The organism is Oribacterium sinus (assembly GCF_963537195.1).
Lineage (GTDB): Bacteria > Bacillota > Clostridia > Lachnospirales > Lachnospiraceae > Oribacterium > Oribacterium sinus_A.
Map to the genome: position 1 here is coordinate 1 of NZ_CAUTEG010000050.1, position 16,695 is coordinate 16,695.

The 16,695-nt window shown below is 44.7% G+C and carries 15 protein-coding genes and 2 tRNA genes; all 17 read right to left on the reverse strand.

Translation table 11 applies throughout. The annotated features are described in order from the left end of the window. Positions 1-432: 432 nt before the first annotated feature. Entirely contained in the window at positions 433-2,190 is a 1,758-nt protein-coding gene (locus RYL27_RS06905) for a 1-deoxy-D-xylulose-5-phosphate synthase (RefSeq protein WP_314966134.1), read from the reverse strand. A 452-nt stretch (positions 2,191-2,642) separates the two neighbouring features. Next, a complete protein-coding gene (cysK, locus tag RYL27_RS06910) occupies positions 2,643-3,581 on the reverse strand; it encodes a cysteine synthase A (RefSeq protein WP_314966136.1) in 939 nt (312 codons plus the stop codon). A gap of 491 nt (positions 3,582-4,072) precedes the next feature. Continuing rightward, positions 4,073-4,495: an RrF2 family transcriptional regulator gene (locus RYL27_RS06915; protein ID WP_314966138.1), complete on the reverse strand. Its 423-nt coding sequence runs from the start codon at positions 4,493-4,495 to the stop codon at positions 4,073-4,075. 110 nt (positions 4,496-4,605) lie between these two features. Continuing rightward, a complete protein-coding gene (locus RYL27_RS06920; protein WP_314966140.1) occupies positions 4,606-6,873 on the reverse strand; it encodes an alpha-galactosidase in 2,268 nt (755 codons plus the stop codon). An 18-nt stretch (positions 6,874-6,891) separates the two neighbouring features. Further along, positions 6,892-7,464, reverse strand: coding sequence for a DUF5662 family protein (locus RYL27_RS06925; protein WP_183683189.1), 573 nt, complete (start codon positions 7,462-7,464; stop codon positions 6,892-6,894). 19 nt (positions 7,465-7,483) lie between these two features. Continuing rightward, on the reverse strand, positions 7,484-8,194 hold the full coding sequence (locus RYL27_RS06930; RefSeq protein ID WP_314966142.1) for a phosphatase PAP2 family protein: 711 nt from the start codon (positions 8,192-8,194) through the stop codon (positions 7,484-7,486). Positions 8,195-8,283: 89 nt separating this feature from the next. After that, positions 8,284-8,357 (reverse strand) — tRNA-Met (locus RYL27_RS06935). A gap of 55 nt (positions 8,358-8,412) precedes the next feature. Next, positions 8,413-8,485 (reverse strand) — tRNA-Val (locus tag RYL27_RS06940). 171 nt (positions 8,486-8,656) lie between these two features. After that, complete coding sequence (locus tag RYL27_RS06945; RefSeq protein WP_314966144.1) at positions 8,657-9,304, reverse strand: TlpA family protein disulfide reductase; 648 nt, start codon at positions 9,302-9,304, stop codon at positions 8,657-8,659. Positions 9,305-9,415: 111 nt separating this feature from the next. After that, the gene (gene aroD / locus RYL27_RS06950; protein WP_314966147.1) at positions 9,416-10,780 is read right to left on the reverse strand and encodes a type I 3-dehydroquinate dehydratase; all 1,365 of its coding nucleotides are present in this window, start codon (positions 10,778-10,780) and stop codon (positions 9,416-9,418) included. Positions 10,781-10,886: 106 nt separating this feature from the next. Further along, positions 10,887-11,426, reverse strand: coding sequence for a YqeG family HAD IIIA-type phosphatase (locus tag RYL27_RS06955; protein ID WP_314966149.1), 540 nt, complete (start codon positions 11,424-11,426; stop codon positions 10,887-10,889). Beyond that, entirely contained in the window at positions 11,416-11,901 is a 486-nt protein-coding gene (gene nrdR, locus RYL27_RS06960) for a transcriptional regulator NrdR (RefSeq protein ID WP_007157908.1), read from the reverse strand. Before nrdR ends, RYL27_RS06955 begins: the two co-directional genes overlap by 11 nt. Before the next feature lie 9 nt (positions 11,902-11,910). Further along, on the reverse strand, positions 11,911-13,296 hold the full coding sequence (locus RYL27_RS06965; RefSeq protein WP_314966151.1) for a hypothetical protein: 1,386 nt from the start codon (positions 13,294-13,296) through the stop codon (positions 11,911-11,913). Positions 13,297-13,393: 97 nt separating this feature from the next. Then, positions 13,394-14,305: a MetQ/NlpA family ABC transporter substrate-binding protein gene (locus tag RYL27_RS06970; RefSeq protein WP_314966152.1), complete on the reverse strand. Its 912-nt coding sequence runs from the start codon at positions 14,303-14,305 to the stop codon at positions 13,394-13,396. A gap of 228 nt (positions 14,306-14,533) precedes the next feature. Then, on the reverse strand, positions 14,534-15,202 hold the full coding sequence (locus RYL27_RS06975; RefSeq protein ID WP_040649557.1) for a methionine ABC transporter permease: 669 nt from the start codon (positions 15,200-15,202) through the stop codon (positions 14,534-14,536). A 2-nt stretch (positions 15,203-15,204) separates the two neighbouring features. Next, on the reverse strand, positions 15,205-16,308 hold the full coding sequence (locus RYL27_RS06980; RefSeq protein ID WP_314966154.1) for a methionine ABC transporter ATP-binding protein: 1,104 nt from the start codon (positions 16,306-16,308) through the stop codon (positions 15,205-15,207). A gap of 35 nt (positions 16,309-16,343) precedes the next feature. Then, positions 16,344-16,695, reverse strand: a 352-nt coding sequence (locus RYL27_RS06985; RefSeq protein ID WP_314966156.1) for a M20/M25/M40 family metallo-hydrolase, incomplete at its 5' end; no start/stop codon positions are given.

The window sequence follows — 16,695 nt, forward strand, 5'->3', positions numbered from 1 at the left end:
TACTAAGCGAAAAACTTCAGTTCCTTCGTTTTTCGCAAGTACCCACGGGCTCAGACTACCCCCTTTCAGACCTATACTGCCAGAAAACCATCGCAAATCTCTTCATGTTATGCAAGCTTTTTGGTGACATAAAAGAGTTTGTAAAACAATTAAGCTTTTGTCTATGCATTAATTTTTGTTTTACAAACTCTTTTATTTCTTTTAGCGTAAAACTATTTCGAATGCATAGGATGAAAAAGGCGCTGTAAATAATCAAAATAAAAAGATTTCGGCAATATCGGTCTGAATATGGGGTAGTCTGAGCCCGTCAGTACTTACTGAAAGCAAGCAAAGCGAAGCTTGAAGTTAGTACTGTTACGTGGCGAAGCTAGCGAGAGCGTGCCCCAATTCAGACCTATATTGCTTAGAAATCTTTTGGATTTCAATATTATTTTACAGCACCTCCAGAATCCGCTCCACCATGGATTCTCTATCCATATGATATTCTTTCATCAAGGCTTCCAAATCATATTTGTCATAGAATTCTTTTTCCAGACCTAAGCTTAGTACCTTCATTGGCTTTAGGCTATAGAAGGAAGCAATTTTCTCTGCAAAACCTCCGGACAAAATGCCGTCCTCTAAGACTACCACCAACTCATGGTCTTTTTCCAGATTTTCCAGATACGCTTTATCCAAATGAGATAGAATACCGGGGTTAATTAAGCTGGGCTTAATACCGGTCTTTTTCTCAAAGTTTTTCGCCCCTTCTCTCCCTTCTTCATACAAGGAGCCTGTTGCAAAGATGGCGACCTTCTGTCCTCTTTGGATTTCCTGATAGGAAACAGGGAAGAAGCTCTTCTTTACCGGCGCTTCGTCCTCCAGCACATTTCCTTCCGGTGCAAAAATCAGTACCGGATTCTCCTGCTGTTCTAAAGCCCAATCCAGTAAAGAGAAATATTCTCCTTTAAAGGCCGGCGCAAAGATTAAAAGATTCGGGATGGAATTGGCCATGGCCAAAAGATACAGTCCAAGGTGGGTTTTATCCCGCATTCCCAAAATAGAGGCGCTGTTTACCACCATGGTGATGGGAAGGGAATTGATGGCTGCATCTTGGGAGATCTGATCATAGGCTCTTTGCAGGAAGGTAGCGGATGTGAAAAATACAGGTTTTGCTCCATTTTTTGCGGCACCGCAAGCAAGGGTTACTCCTGTCTGCTCCGCAATCCCCACATCTACAAACTGCTTTCCCGCCTCTTTTCTTTGCTTTTCATGAAATCCCATGCCACCGGGCACTCCTGCGGTAATGGCCAAAACCGCCGGATCCTTCTTCATTTTCGCCAGCAAAAATTCTGCTGTAAGTTCTCCGATATCCTCCCCAGGAAAATCGTATTCTTCTCTGGTTTTTCCCGTTTCCAAATGGAAGGGCAGATGCCAGTGCCAGCTTTCCTTATCCTGCTCCGCAAACTTAAGTCCCTTACCCTTTGCGGTATGAATGTGAAGCACCACCGGCTTTTCATAGCTTTTCACCTTTTCCAAGGCCTTTACCAAAGACTCCACATCATTTCCCTGCTCCTCATATAGATATTCCAGTCCCATAGCCCGAAACAGATTATCCTCTGCCTGACCATTACTTTCCCTAAGGCGCTTCAAACCCTTATACATGCCTCCGTGATTTTCCGCAATGGACATTTCGTTATCATTTAAAATGATGAGTAATTGGCTCTCCTGCTCTCCCGCAATGCTTAATCCTTCCAGAGCCATTCCGCCGGAAAGGGAACCGTCTCCAATTACCGCCACCACCTTTTCCGTTCCGGAAAGTAAGTCTCTGGCTTTGGCTAGTCCCAGTGCCAAGTCAATGGAGGTTGAGGTGTGTCCGATGGAAAACAAATCATAGGGGCTTTCCTTAGGGTCGGTATAGGGTCCCACTTCATCATAGGAAGCCTCTTCCATATAAGCCTTTTTTCTACCTGTCAGCATCTTATGGGGATAGGTCTGATGAGAAACATCAAAGACAATCTTATCCTTCGGGGCATCAAAAACTCTGTGCAGAGCAATAGTCGCCTCCACAAAACCTAAGTCCGGTCCCACATGTCCCATGTGTTTACTGGCTCTTTCAATCAGAAAATTCCGCATTTCCTCTGCAAGGGTATTCAAGTCTCCCATGGAACACTGCTTCAAATCCTCCGGGCTATTGATTCTTTCTAAAACCATAAAGCCACCTCTCCCTTTCTACTCTCTCCTACTTTTTACTCTCTCATACACAATTCCACGAAACGTCTTATCCTATTACAGTGGAAAATATCCTTCTGCTCTATACTGTAAAGCCTCTCTATTCTCATGCAGTCTATCAGCTTTGTCAATCGAAAGTCAGCTAAGGCTATATTCCTAATTCTAAATCCACAGCACTGCTATAGACTTCAACCATACCACAATTAGACAACTAAAAAAGGAAGTCTGGAATATACAGTCCATGAATAGCTTCGTGCAATATAGCTCTAAAGAGGGGTAATCTGAACCCGTCTGTACTTACAGAAAGCGAATGAAATGAAGCTTGATGTTAGTACAGCTATGAGGTGAAGTTAGCGAGAGCGTGCCCCGCTTTAGAGCTATATTGCTATAGAAGCGATGATTTCACTGTGATATTTCCTACTTCCTTTTATGCTTTAGGCTTCGTCGGCAAAAAGCAGAGAAGAAAGGTAACGGTCTCCGGAATCCGGAAGGATGATGACAATGTTCTTTCCCTTTGCCTCAGGGCGCTTTGCAATCTGAATTGCCGCATGTACAGCCGCTCCGGAGGAAATTCCGGTCAGAACGCCTTCCTCTTTTCCGATACGTCTTCCTGTTGCAAAAGCATCCGCATTGGAAACAGTAATGATTTCATCATAAATCTTCGTGTCTAAAGTGTCAGGAACAAAACCTGCACCGATTCCCTGAATCTTATGAGGTCCGGGAGCCTTACCGGAAAGCACTGCGGAATCCTCAGGCTCTACCGCAATTACCTTTACAGCAGGGTTCTTTTCCTTCAAATATTTGCCAATCCCTGTAATGGTTCCTCCTGTTCCGATTCCGGAAATCAGATAATCCACCTTACCGTCAGTATCCTCCCAGATTTCCGGGCCTGTGGTTTTCTCATGGGTTTTGGGGTTAGCCTGATTCTCGAACTGACCGGGAATAAAACTGTTGGGAATTTCTTTCGCAAGTTCCTCTGCCTTGGCAATGGCACCCTTCATTCCCTTAGCACCCTCTGTCAGCACCAGCTCTGCGCCATAAGCCTTCATCAGGGTTCTTCTCTCCACACTCATTGTGTCGGGCATTACAATGATGATTCTGTAGCCTCGGCTTGCCGCTACTAAGGATAAACCGATTCCTGTATTTCCTGAGGTGGGCTCAATAATTACGGATCCGGGCTTTAAAAGACCTCTTTCCTCTGCATCCAAAATCATCCCCTTGGCAATTCTATCCTTTACAGAGCCTGCCGGGTTAAAATATTCCAGCTTCGCCAAAAGCTTTGCTTCCAAACCATCCTTTTTCTCGATATGGCTAAGCTCCAAAATCGGAGTACGTCCAATCAATTCTTCCGCTGCATGATAAATCTTTCCCATAGCATTCTCCTTTTCTTCTCTGTAAATCTGCTACTCTGTACATTCTTTACTTTGTAAAACTTCTTCTCCAAAAAGCACTATCTCTTACAAGATAAAATATTGAAGCATTTTCTTCGCAAAAAGTATAATCCACATAAACATACTAGTCAAGTATGTTTATGTGGATTATAGGATTTATATATTTTTTTAGGATTGTCTATACTATATACCCTTCCCGGATTTTGTCAAAAAAGAGCCATCAAACAGATGCATTACTTTTTCAAAGCTGTATAGGTCCGAAACAGAGGCAATCTCTCACCAATGTAAACAAAAATGCCGTGGAGGGACTTAAGCAGTATAGACCTGAAAAAGGGGTAATCTGAGCCCGTGGGTACTTGTGAAAAACGAATCCCATGAAGTTTTTCACTTAGTACCCCTACGTGGCGAAGTTAGCGAGAGCGTGCCCCATTTCAGGTCTATGCTGCAATAGTCCACTGTTTTTTAACAGCTCTTTATATAACAAAATCATTTCCGGCCAGATCCGGGATAGCCAACTCCAGAAGTGTTTTTTCCTGGAAATACTCCTGAATCATCCGATCCAGTTCCTTCCATACCGGATAGGTTTTACAAGCCCCAAGACTTCCTCTTCTTTTTTCCAGATCGGAAACGGGAGAAAGAGAGCCCTCCAAGGCGGTAAGGATTTCCAAAAGAGAATATTCCGCTACAGGCCTCTTCAGCTTATAGCCTCCTCCTTTTCCCCTTAAGGCCAGCAAAAGCTCCTTTTTTACCAAAACCTTAACGATACTCTCCAGATATTTTTCGGAGATATCCTGCCTTGCCGCAATTTCCTTCAGGGGAATATAGCCCTGCCCGTTATGTTCTGCCAGGTCAATCATAAGCTGTAGGGCATACTGCCCCTTCGTGGAAATCAACATTTTTCTTAAACCTTTCTGTCTACATCTTTTTCAAACTCTCTTGCATAAGCAATCTTTTCAAATTTGCTTCTCTTAATTATTGTTTTTTCTAAAATAAAATACTTTCTTTTCTAAATCTCTTCCATAAGAAGCAAGAAGCTGTCGTACTCTCCTTTTCCTTCCGGAAGAGGAAGACCAACCTCCATCAAGGAAAACCCGCTGTACGTTCTCTCCAGGAGGCTTTCCACAAAGGCTTCATCTTGGAAGGAACCGCCCTGTAAGAGTAAGCGTAGGCGGTATTTTCCTTCTCTCTTTAAGCCTTTGCAATAAAGGATTTCATTGGCTCCATTAAAGTTCTTATCCCGCCATACCACGGAAAGGCTGGCCTTCTTTTTATCAGGAGACACAAAGGACCAGGCGGTAAAGCGTTTTCCGGATACCCTGTCCTCGGACTGTGGGGTATAGCCTCCCGTCTCTCCGTAACCGCTGAGGCGGTAATAGCTTCCCTCCTTCATTAAGGACTCCAGCTCCTCCACAACGGCAATCTGCTTATGGATTTCCGCCCTGTCTTCTTCCCGGCAATCCTTGGGATCCAGTTCATAGCCGAAGCTTCCGCTCATAGCCACGATAGCTCTGGTATTCATAGGTACCACACGTCCGGTCTGGTGATTCGGCACCTGCGAAACATGGGCACCCATACATTGGATGGGATAAAGGAAGGAGGAACCGTATTGAATTTCCAATCTCTCAATAGCATCCGTATTGTCGGAAAGCCAAATCTGAGGCGTGTAATAGAGCGCTCCCAGGTCGAAACGGCCGCCTCCACCGGAGCATCCCTCAATTAATACGTTGGGGAATGCCTCCTTTAAGCCGGAAAGAAAACGGTATAGTCCCAGACAATAGCGGTGCAAAATCTTTCCTCTTCCCTGGAAATTCACCCCATGGGAATATACGTCCATAATGCTTCGGTTCATATCCATTTTAATGTAGGAAAGGGGCACGGAACGGAAGCAGGAAATCAGGCTTTCCAATACTGCGTCCACCACTTCCTTTCTGGAAAAATCCAGCACCAGCTGAGAACGGGAACGGATGGGAGACTCTCCGGGAATCTGCAAGGCATAGTCCGGATGAGCGCGGTAAAGAGCACTGTCTTCATTGACCATTTCCGGCTCAATCCAAATGCCGAAATGCATCCCCTCTTCTTCCAGTCTGTGTCCAAGGCTTTCCAGGCTCATTCCCAGCTTCTCTTCATTGGTCACCCAGTCTCCCAGACCGGAGAAATCCGTATCTCTCTTTCCGAACCAACCGTCATCCATCACCAGCAGATTCATGCCCAGGGATTTTCCTTCTCTTGCCAGCTCAATGATTTTTTCTCCGGTAAAATTAAAGTAGCAGGCTTCCCAGGAATTCAGCAAAATGGGAAAATAGGGTAAAGGAGATGTTGCCGCAATATACTTCTTCACCATGCTTTGTAGCTGATTGCTTAAGGCGCTAAGTCCATCCCCGAAGCTTAAGATAGCCTCCGGGCTTTGCAGTTCTTCTCCCGCTTCCAGCAAGTAGTGCATATTGTCATTTTGCATTCCCAGGGAAACTCTGGTTCCCCGGTAGGAATCCCTCTCCACATCCAGATGGAAGGAGCTGCTGTACAAAAGGGCAAAGCCATAGCAATCTCCGCTATGCTCCGTGGTATTTTTTCCCGCTAAAATACCAAAGGGATTTTCCTGATGGCTACTGCTTCCTCTCATGGAGGCAATATGCTTTACGCCCTGCTGCAAGGGTTCTCTACGGTAGAGACGCTCCATCCCGTACCTTCCGGAAAAATGAATCAGATCATAATCTCCATAGGAAAAGTCCAGGGAGAGGGAATCCAGACGCTCCACAAAAAGAGCCTCCTCGGAAATATTTTTGATTCTGGCATTTCTGGCAATCACATCCTCATCCGGATAGAGAATGTAATCCAGCTCCAGCTCCACTCTCTTTCTTTCTTCTTTTAGGAAAATGCGAAGGGTTTCACATTCCTCTACCGCCTTGGCATGGGGAAGTCCCTCCAGATGGGATCTACCCGAAAAAATCTCTACTCGGTCAACGCGCAGGTCTAAGATCCCCTCCCCGTCAGAGCCGGAAATGCTACAAGCCGGAATACGATAATCTCCATTTCCAAAGGAAGAATACTCCTGGGCCAAGGTATCCATGGAGTAGGTTCTGTCTGCATTTGCATCATAGGGATTACCGGAAAATCCTCTATCCTTATACTGGAAGAGGTAGGAAAAATCCCCTTCTCCCCTTTTGCCGTAATAATAATGCAAAAGATGCCCATAGGGACCAATGCCCATCTGGTAGCTGGTGTTTCTACTATGTAAACTAATAAGCCCCTTTTCCTTGTCGTAAACGATTGCCATACTGCACTCCCCTTTCTTTTAGAAAAAATCCTTTTCTCTTCTCCGCCTCTTTACTTCTTTTCGAAGAAAGGCAAAGCATTCCTTCTCTCCTTTATCCTTTAAAAGCAACAGCAATTCTTCCAGTTCTTTTTTTGTCCGTTCATGAATCAAGGGAGAATCCTTCATCGGCTTATAGTAAATGTAAGCACTGTCATCCCTGTATTTTTCCCCTTGATAATTCTTCGATGCGGCCACTCTGTCACAAAACATCTCCGCCACATAACGATAAGGCATAGGACAGCCTATCATACGATTAGGGTCTTGTAAATCATAGTCACACCAATATTCAAAATGATGCTTGTTTCTTCCCTTATGATGCAACCAAGCCGTGGAGGTTCCCGTTTCAATCCGCTCTACGCCGTTGGGACTTTTATAGCCCTTATAAAAACGAATACCCACCCTGAATTCCGTCCAACTGTACTTGGACAGGTCATGGAGCAAGCCCTGCTTATACAGCCCAATGGAAAAGCAGTAGCGCATCACCAAAATCTTATGCTTTGTAATGGTTTTAAAATGTCCGATGGCATTTTTCCAAAAATGAAATCCTTCCATCTGTAACTCCTCTTCTATACTATCCTTCTTCCTGCATAAGGCAAGGATATTTTTTCTCCAGATATTTCCATAAACGAAAACTGGGGTAGCCGTACACAAAGCCGTAGGCAATAAAAGATAAAAGGATTGCTCCTCCCACATCTAAAATAGAGTGCTGCTTTAGCACCAGTGTTGCCATACAAATCAAAAGACACAAAAGAAAAGAGCCCCAAACCACCGCTTTTCCATAGCGCAGACTCCGGATATCCTTACTTTTCATAATCGCCACATGCATGCAGATGGAATTGTAGGCATGAATACTGGGAAAAACATTGGTGGGAGTGTCCACACGATACAAGCCGGCTACCATGACTTGGAAAATATTTTTATCGCTGATATAAGGCGGACGTAAATCCGTTCCGTTGGGATAGATTTCACAAATCAAGAGGCTAAAAATCATCCCGATAAAAAGATACAAACAAACCTTATAAAAGTCCTCTTTATTGGTAAAAAGAAAATATAGAATTCCCAGAAAAATATAGAGAAACCACATAAAATAGGGCACGATGAAATACTCGCAAAAGGGAATCATTTCATCGATCTTCGTATGCATTATGTGATATCCGGTAGCCACCGTCACTCTGGACTCGATGGACTTAAACCAAAGGGGATAAATAATGCCGATCCATAGGACATTGGCATAGCTGTATTTATGATAAATTCGAAGAAATTTCTGCCAAAGATCTTTCATGCTCTTCCTTTCTCCGGAATAAGGCAATTTCCTTGTTAAGAACAAAAAAATCGAAACGTCCCTTTTACGGAAATCGTTTCGATTTATCGTAGCGAGAGGGGGACTTGAACCCTCGACACCACGGGTATGAACCGTGTGCTCTAGCCAGCTGAGCTATCTCGCCTTAGAAAAAAATGTCCGACCCAGGCTGCGCATAATACGCAGACCGGACCGAATACTGGGGCCTACAGGGCTCGAACCTGTGACCCTCTGCTTGTAAGGCAGATGCTCTCCCAGCTGAGCTAAGACCCCCTGTCGCGTTTTTTGCGACCTGTTCATATTACTAAATACAAAGCCCTTTGTCAATAATAAAATCTTTCTAAAGGAAAAATTTTTCTACGAAAATGACCCTGATAATTTGCGAAAAATTCACGAAAGAGTTTTGCAAATAGTTCGCTGATATTTTTTGCGAAAAGCTCTCCTCTAAGAAGCCAGCGTTTTCAAATACTCCTCCACAAAAGCCTTATACTTAGGAACCTGGGCTCCCACAATAGGCTTTCCTACAATCTTACCTTCCTTATTAATAAAGAAAGTGGTGGGAACGCCAACTACACCGGAGAGTAATTCCGCAAAATCATTGTTGGGGATAATATTGGTAAAGTGCGCATTGGTCTTATCCAAGATGGTATTTGCCAGCTCAATATGATCCGCATCCTCTTTTCCGGCCACATCAGCCACCAAGCCGATAATCTGTACATTGTCCGGAAGACTTCTCTGCCATTCTCCAAGCTCCGGCATCTCTTGAATACAAGGTCCGCAGAAGGTTCCCCATACATTCAGAACGGTTAAGTCCTTCTCCCCGAAAATAGAACTGTCCACAGACTCCAAAGCTAAATTCTCTGCAGTAAATTCCAAACTCTTATCGGATACGGAAAAATTGCTTGCCTTCTGCTCTCCCGCCGCTTCACTTGCTTTCTCGGATGCTTTCTCCGCAGCTTTTTCTGTAGCCTTCTCTGTTGTTGCCTCTGTTTCTGCAGAAACCTTGGTTTCTGTCTTTCCGCTATTGCCGCAAGCCGCAAGAGTCAAACTGCTTAAAATCGCCAAAGCAAGAACTAAATTTTTCCGTTTCATAATCTCTCCTTTTGTTGAAAATGATAATTCTTTGCAAGAATAGCACATTTCCTTTATAAATCCCAGCATTTCTCCAAAAGATTAAAATCTTTTATTTTCTTTCTTCTTCCTTTAGATTTCCTTCGCTTTTTGACAGAATTCAGGAAAATAAAAAAGGCCTTCTTCCCTTAATAGCTTCAGCACTTCCTCCTGACACTGCTCCACAGTCTTCCCTTCCACGGATAGCACCGCATCGGCACAGGCTTGATAGCGGCTCTCCCGCTCTTCCATAATCTTTTCTATAGAACGAAGATCCAGCTTGTTTTGTAATACCGGTCGATTCTCCGCTTCCTTTTCCAGTCTTTCCAGTACCGCCTTGGGAGAGAGCTGCAGATAAACGGTAAAGCAATGCTCCTGTAAAAGCTTACGATTTTCCTCCCGAAGTACAATTCCGCCTCCCGGGGATAGAATCATTTCCGCCTGTCCCTCATAGAGAATTTTCTCTTCCTCTCTTATCGGGGAAACTGCAGGAAAATCCTCCTGCAAGTCTTGTGACAGCTTATTTTCCTCCGTCAGCACTTCCCGTAAAAGTCTTGTTTCCTCTCTCCGAAAACGTTCTTCCCCATACTGTTTAAAATACTGGGAAATCCGCATGGAAAAGCTTTCTTCCAGTCTTCTGTCCAGCTCCACCAAAGGAAGGGAAAGCTTTTGGGAAAGCATCTCCCCTAAGGTTGTTTTTCCGCTTCCCATAAAACCGATCAGGGCAATGTTTTTTCTTCCCTCCATTTTTCGCCAAAGCTTCATATATTCTTCTATAGCGAACTGGCCGGGAGCGGAGGCGGAAAAGGCCTGCACAAAGCTGTGTTTGGAGCCGGAAAGACTTCCCAACACCCGGGAGCTCTTTCCCATTTCCCCCATAGACATACAGATTAAGTTTCTTTCCGGATGCTTATCCTTCCATTCCCGAGAGGCCAGCATAAGATTCAAAACATCCGCTTCCTGTCTTGGCATACAGGCCAGTTTCACCGTGTCCGTTCCATAGGAGGCCAGAGCGCTGAGAATCTCTCTACATTCTCCCCGGCCGGGTGTCTTTTGAAAATCATGGTAGGAGGCAATGCATTTTCCTCCCAGTTGCAAAATCATGGCGTGGCAGTCTAAAAAAGCCTGCCGTCCTTTACCGTCCAGCTCCACCTCTAAATCGATATAATCCGGATAGCCGCTTTCCATGGCCATCATATTCAGTTGGAAATAAGATTTATCATAGGGAAAGAAACCACCCTGACGCTCTGTACGAATGGTGAAAATCAGCTTCTTGTCTCCTAAAATTCTCCGAAGCTCTCCCAGAAAGTTTCCTAACTTCTCCTCACGCTTTTTCAGACAGTCATAGCGAATTTCCACCCCGTAAAGAAACGGATACAGGGGATGCAGGGCTAATGCCTTGGCATCCCTTAGAAAATCCTTTTCAGAATCCCCTGTTAAAGGTACAATCATTCCCATTTTCCCTCTTCTCCTTTTCCGCTGTGAACGTCCCATATCTGTATTTTTTCTGTGTCTATGCTTCTTTGTATGTACGCTTTTTTGTATGGAAACTTTTCCCCTTCAGCTATACTACTGCAGTAATTTCTTCTTGAAAAAGAGCATGATTTCTCTGATAAGCTAAAAGAAAGGGTTTTTCCAAAATTCTTTTAAGAAGAATATGAAAATACTTTTCCTTCCCCATAGGCTTTACCAGTACAGTAGGTACTTCCGCACGATTTCCGCCCAAGATATCCGTAAACAGCTGATCGCCGAAAAAGAGCGCCTGCTCCTTTTTAATCCCAAACTGCTCCACTGCCTGTAAGTACGCCTTCGCTTTAGGCTTTCCCGCATTGGGAATAACCAAATCCGCATGAATCCTGGCTTGAAATGCCCCCACTCTTTCTACTCCGTTGTTGGAAAGCACCGCAGTTTTAAAACCGGCAGCCTTCATCCGGTGAAACAGGGCGACCGTTTCATCTCTGGCAGGCTCATCATGCAACACCAAAGTATTATCAATATCAAAAAGCAATGCTCGATAGCCCTTTTGATACAGCTTGTCAAAGTCTAAGGTGTAGATGGAAGAGATGGAAAAACAGGGAAACAGTGCAAATGTCTTATTTTTCAAGTTCTTTTCCCTCCGTCTTTAAGCCTCCTCCGAGAAGCTTTCCGATTTCCTCCATAAAGGTGTTGATATCTTTAAATTCTCTGTAGACAGAGGCAAAACGCACATAGGCCACCTGATCCAGGTTTTTCAACCTTTCCATCACCATTTCCCCGATGGTATCGGTGCTGACCTCCTTACTCTCCTGATGAAAAATTACACTTTCAATCTCATCCACCAAGGCGGAAATTTGCTTAGGAGAAATGGGGCGCTTATGGCAGGAACGAAGAATTCCCCCTTCCAGCTTGGAACGGTCATAGGGCACGCGACTTTCGTCCTTTTTCACCACCATAAAGGGAAGGGTTTCCGTCTTCTCAAAGGTGGTAAAACGCTTTCCGCAAACCTCACATTGTCTTCTTCTGCGGATGGCCGTATTATCATCAGCCGGACGGGAGTCAATGACTCGGGTATCCTCCGCGTTACAAAAGGGGCACTTCATACTTCCTCCTTATTCCTCATAGTCAGTATACTGTCTTCTGGCTTCTTCAAAACTCATTTTATGATTGGGGTCCTGCTTGCTTTCCCCATCGGCTCCCGGCTTGCTTTCCCCATCGCTTTCAGGCTTATTTTCCTCATCGCTTTCAGGCTTATTTTCGATGGCAGTCTCCTGCTTCACCTCTGTGGCTTCCGTTCCTGCGGCAGCGGTATCTTGCTCCACCCCGCCGGCTTCCATTCCTCCCCCGGCAGTCTCCGACACTCCAATCAAGTTTCGCTCTTCCTGGTCCTCGGAGATTACCACAGAAAAGCCTCCTTCATTTTCCTTAGGCTGTTCTGTAGAAACAGATTCAACTATTGCGGACTGTTCTGTAGAAGCAGATTCAACTATTGCGGGCTGTTCTGTAGAAGCAGATTCAACTGTTGCGGACTGTTCTGTAGAAGCTCCTTCAAATGTTACGGACTGTTCTGTAGAAGCTCCTTCAAATGTTACGGACTGTTCTGTAGGAGTTCCTTCGACTGTTGAGGGCTGCTGTTCGGAAACCGCAGGCTCTTCATGTCTCTGATAGGCGTCTCTGTTCGTAGCGCTTATCGTTGAAAAATCCCCTGCTCCCTTTCGATAAATTAAAGCCTGCACAAAGCCCATGTAAGGAAGCAGATAAATGGATAAATACAAAAACAACACAAAAATGGGTAAAGCCGGAGATTTTAGAATAAAGGACCACATTACCGCAATAAATCCGGCAACGGAAGTTACCAAAGAAAAATACAGAATTTGACGGAAATAAGAGAACTTCTGGCCCTTCATTACCGCAACACTTTTTTTCATATTCTGCCAAAGGCTATTTCCCTCTCCATCCCAGACGGTAAAGAAGGTCATATCGAAGAAAAGGGAGAAGAAGATTAAAACCGCTAAGCTTACTCCGTAATAAGACCAGTAAATGAGTCCTTCTCCCAAGAAGTAATCTATCACTTCCTGCCCTAAGGAAATCACCGTAGAAAAGAGAAAAGCCAAGATACTAAAGCCCAGCATTCTTCCCAACAGAGGGAAGGAATTAGGATGAAAGCCGTAAAAAATCATAGCGGCATTCACCTTCTTTTCTCCCCTGGACATCTCCAGCAACATTTTTCGAAAAGAGAATCCCAATACAATAAAGTAAAAAATACACACAAAAACATATAAAGCAAAAAGGATTCCTGTAAGGCTAAGACTGATTCCTCTCCTTAGCTCTCCCAAAGAAAAATCTCCGGTAAAAAGGATGAAAGGGTTAAGGAGAGAAGAAAAGAGCATGGTCAAAAGAACGAAGCCCAATAATCCTGCTATATAGGAAAGAAAAATCGTAAACCAATTTTCCCTCCAAAATTTTCTTGCCACCCTTCTCATGTCTTTATTTTTCATATACAAAAATCCCTTCTGATAATCAAAATGGGACTATGAAAAAGGGAAGTCGGGATTCCCCTTTCCGCTTTTTCACAGTCCCATGTTCACTTTGTTTTTATTGAATAGGTACTACTCCGCCATCATACTTCTTGTTGATAAAGTCCTGAATTTCCTTGGACTGTAATACTTCCACAAGAGTCTTTGCCCACTCTGCATCCTTATTCTTCTCTGCTACGGCAACGATGTTTGCGTAAGTCTGAGCAGCCTCGGAATCAGCCTTCTCCACAACTAAAGCATCAGATGGCTTAAGGTTTGCCTGAAGTGCAAAGTTTCCGTTCATACAAGCAAAGTCTACGGAATCCAAAGAACGAGGAATCTGTGCAGCCTCTACCTCATATAACTCGATGTTGTGAGGATTCTCTACCACATCCTGCTTGGTTGCGGTAAGACCTGCCCCATCCTTTAATTTGATGATACCGTTGTCCTGAAGCAGTAACAATGCTCTTGCCTCATTTGTAGTATCGTTGGGAACTGCAATCTTAGCGCCGTCCTTAAGCTCCTTTAAATCCTTGGACTGTCCTGCATAGATTCCGAATGGCTCATAGTGAACCTTTCCTACTGAAACAATCTTGGTATTCTTTTCCTTATTAAACTCCTCTAAGTAAGGAAGATGCTGGAAGTAGTTGGCATCGATTTCTCCCTGATCTGTAGCCAGGTTTGGCTGTACATAGTCGTTGTAGGTAACGATTTCGATTTCCACGCCCTTCTTCTTTAAAGCATCCTTTGCAGCCTCTAAAATCTCTGCATGGGGGCTGGGTGTAGCACCGATTTTAATCTTTACGGTCTCTCCCGCTTCAGCCTTCTCTGTAGCTTTCTCTGTTTCTCCGGCCTTCTCGGAAGCCTTTTCAGAAGCCGCCTCAGTCTGCTTCTCACTCTCCGCCTTAGTTTCTGCCTTCTGTCCTCCACATGCTACAAGCCCAAAGGCCAAAGCAAGGGATGCCACAATCACGCCAATTTTCTTTTTCATAAAACTCCTCTTTCTCTCCCATTAGGGAGAATCCTTTCCTTCCCATAGGAAAATGTTCTTCTACTCTATTCCTCGGGTGTGCTCCCTGTTGAAAAGTCCTTTTCAACTCCCCTATGGTATAAGAAAAAATAGAAAAAAGCAAGAACTCTGAATTTAATTCAATTTTATAAAATTTCCCTAAAGCCTCTATCCCGGCTTTTCCAAAGACTGCTAAATGGTCTAAATTTCTTAATTCAACTTTCCTCTTTTATCGCTGTATTTCGCCAGTCTCATCCAGAATTCCTGTACCAACTGAACAATAACTACCAGCACCACCACTGCAATCAGCATCATATCCGTCTGGTAACGATAGTAACCATAGTTTAAGGCAATGGCTCCCAAACCGCCACCCCCTACAAAGCCCGCCATAGCGGAATAAGAAAGGATAGAGGTCATGCAAATTGCCGCCCCCACATAGAGACTGGGTCTGGCCTCCGGAAGCAAGACCTTAAAAATAATCTGAAAGCTGTCGGATCCCATGGATTTCGCCGCTTCAATCACTCCGCTGTCCACTTCTTTCAAGGAAGATTCCACCATTCTGGCTATATAGGGTGCGGAAGCAATTACCAGAGGCGGGATAATCGCCTTAGGTCCCAGCGTCGTATGCACCAAAGCCTTAGTGATGGGAAGCACCATAACCAAAAGAATCAGGAAGGGGATGGTTCGGAAAATGTTAGTGAAAAATCCGAGAATCCCATGAATAATCTTATTCGGTGCAATACTGCCCTCCTCCGTTACCACCAAAATCACCCCCAAAGGGATACCGATGGCATAGGAAATCAAAGTGGAAATACTTACCATATATAAGGTTGCCAATGTCTCCTTGGAAAAAAGTGCCAAAAGCTCCTTTAAACTCATGCTCATGAATGCACCTCCTCATACAGAATTCCTCTTTCCTTTAGGAAGCTGAGAATCTGGAATTCATCCTCCGGATTCTCCGGCAGTTCTATAATCATCTGCCCCATGGCAATATTATCCACATCCTTGGTATTGGCAAAGAGAATATTCACCGGTGCCTTGGCGGAAAGAATCATTTCCGAAAGTACAGGCTCATGGGCGGAACGTCCGTCAAAAACCAAACGAATGCGCTTTCCGGTACCGAATCGGGTTTCCTTCTCTCCCTCTCCCAAAATCAGCTTTCTTCCGATTTCCGACTTAGGAGAACGGAAAACCTCCTTCACCGGGCCTGCTTCCGCAATCCGGCTGTGATCGATAATGGCCACCTCATCACAAATGGCTTCAATCACGGACATCTGGTGGGTAATCAAAATAATGGTCACCCCCATCTCCCGATTGATCTTCTTCAGCAATTCCAGAATCTGCTCTGTAGTTTTAGGATCCAGGGCAGAGGTCGCCTCATCACAGAGCAACACCTCCGGTTTTGTCGCCAAAGCTCTGGCGATGGCTACTCTTTGCTTCTGTCCTCCGGAAAGCTGGGAAGGGTGACTGTACTCCCTTCCCTCTAAACCCACCATCGCCAAAAGCTCCTTCGCCCTCTCCAGTCTTGCCTTCCTTTTCTTAACGTAGGAAATAGGACCGCCCTTATGGGAAATTTCCAGGGGGTAGCTGACATTCTTCAATAAATTCCTTTGTTCCAGAAGATTAAACTGCTGGAAAATCATGCCCATGTTCTGCCGCATGGCAAGAATTTCCCTTTGCTTCATGGAGCCCAGGCTCTGCCCCCGGAAATAAATCTGTCCGCTACTGGGCTTTTCCAAGTAGTTGATACAACGAACCAAGGTGGATTTTCCGGCACCGGAAAGACCGATAATACCCTGAATGCTTCCTCTTCGGATGGACAAATCAATCTGATCTAATGCCACAAAGTCCTCACCGTCGGTTTTAAAGGTCTTGCCAAGCCCCTTGATTTCTATAATATTTTCATTCTTCAACTCTTCCCCGGAACCGTTTGATTTATAGTTCTCTTTCGGAAGAGCCTCGTTTTTCACAATCGCTTCTGTCATTTTATCTTCCATAAATATCCCGGTGCTTCGCCGGATTATTGGCAAAGCGCCAAAATTGCCTCTCCATAAATTTCTGCCGCCAAAAGTAAATCCTTTACCTTAATCCACTCATCTGCCCCGTGCATTCTGGTGTCCACATCCGGAAGAACCGCTCCGAAGGCTACGCCATTTTCCACATCATGCACATAGGTACCGCCACCGATTGCCAGGCACTCTCCCTTTAATCCGGTCACCTTCTCATAAACAGAGAGAAGATTCTGTACAAAGGGGGAATCGGAGGGTACATAGTGGGGAGGAATCATTCCCTTTGTTTCAAATTGGAAGCCCTTGGCTTCTACATTTTTTCTTGCGGTATTTACACAATTCTCCTCCGTAGCACAGATAGGC

Excerpts from the sequence above, each read along its gene's own strand:
- nrdR (WP_007157908.1), bottom strand. The coding sequence starts at position 11,901 with ATGAAGTGCCCCTTTTGTAACGCGGAGGATACCCGAGTCATTGACTCC.
- RYL27_RS06975 (WP_040649557.1), bottom strand. The coding sequence starts at position 15,202 with ATGAGTTTAAAGGAGCTTTTGGCACTTTTTTCCAAGGAGACATTGGCA.
- RYL27_RS06915 (WP_314966138.1), bottom strand. The coding sequence starts at position 4,495 with ATGTTGATTTCCACGAAGGGGCAGTATGCCCTACAGCTTATGATTGAC.
- RYL27_RS06965 (WP_314966151.1), bottom strand. The coding sequence starts at position 13,296 with ATGAAAAATAAAGACATGAGAAGGGTGGCAAGAAAATTTTGGAGGGAA.
- RYL27_RS06925 (WP_183683189.1), bottom strand. The coding sequence starts at position 7,464 with ATGGAAGGATTTCATTTTTGGAAAAATGCCATCGGACATTTTAAAACC.
- aroD (WP_314966147.1), bottom strand. The coding sequence starts at position 10,780 with ATGGGAATGATTGTACCTTTAACAGGGGATTCTGAAAAGGATTTTCTA.
- RYL27_RS06980 (WP_314966154.1), bottom strand. The coding sequence starts at position 16,308 with ATGACAGAAGCGATTGTGAAAAACGAGGCTCTTCCGAAAGAGAACTAT.
- RYL27_RS06905 (WP_314966134.1), bottom strand. The coding sequence starts at position 2,190 with ATGGTTTTAGAAAGAATCAATAGCCCGGAGGATTTGAAGCAGTGTTCC.
- RYL27_RS06970 (WP_314966152.1), bottom strand. The coding sequence starts at position 14,305 with ATGAAAAAGAAAATTGGCGTGATTGTGGCATCCCTTGCTTTGGCCTTT.
- RYL27_RS06920 (WP_314966140.1), bottom strand. The coding sequence starts at position 6,873 with ATGGCAATCGTTTACGACAAGGAAAAGGGGCTTATTAGTTTACATAGT.
- cysK (WP_314966136.1), bottom strand. The coding sequence starts at position 3,581 with ATGGGAAAGATTTATCATGCAGCGGAAGAATTGATTGGACGTACTCCG.
- RYL27_RS06945 (WP_314966144.1), bottom strand. The coding sequence starts at position 9,304 with ATGAAACGGAAAAATTTAGTTCTTGCTTTGGCGATTTTAAGCAGTTTG.
- RYL27_RS06930 (WP_314966142.1), bottom strand. The coding sequence starts at position 8,194 with ATGAAAGATCTTTGGCAGAAATTTCTTCGAATTTATCATAAATACAGC.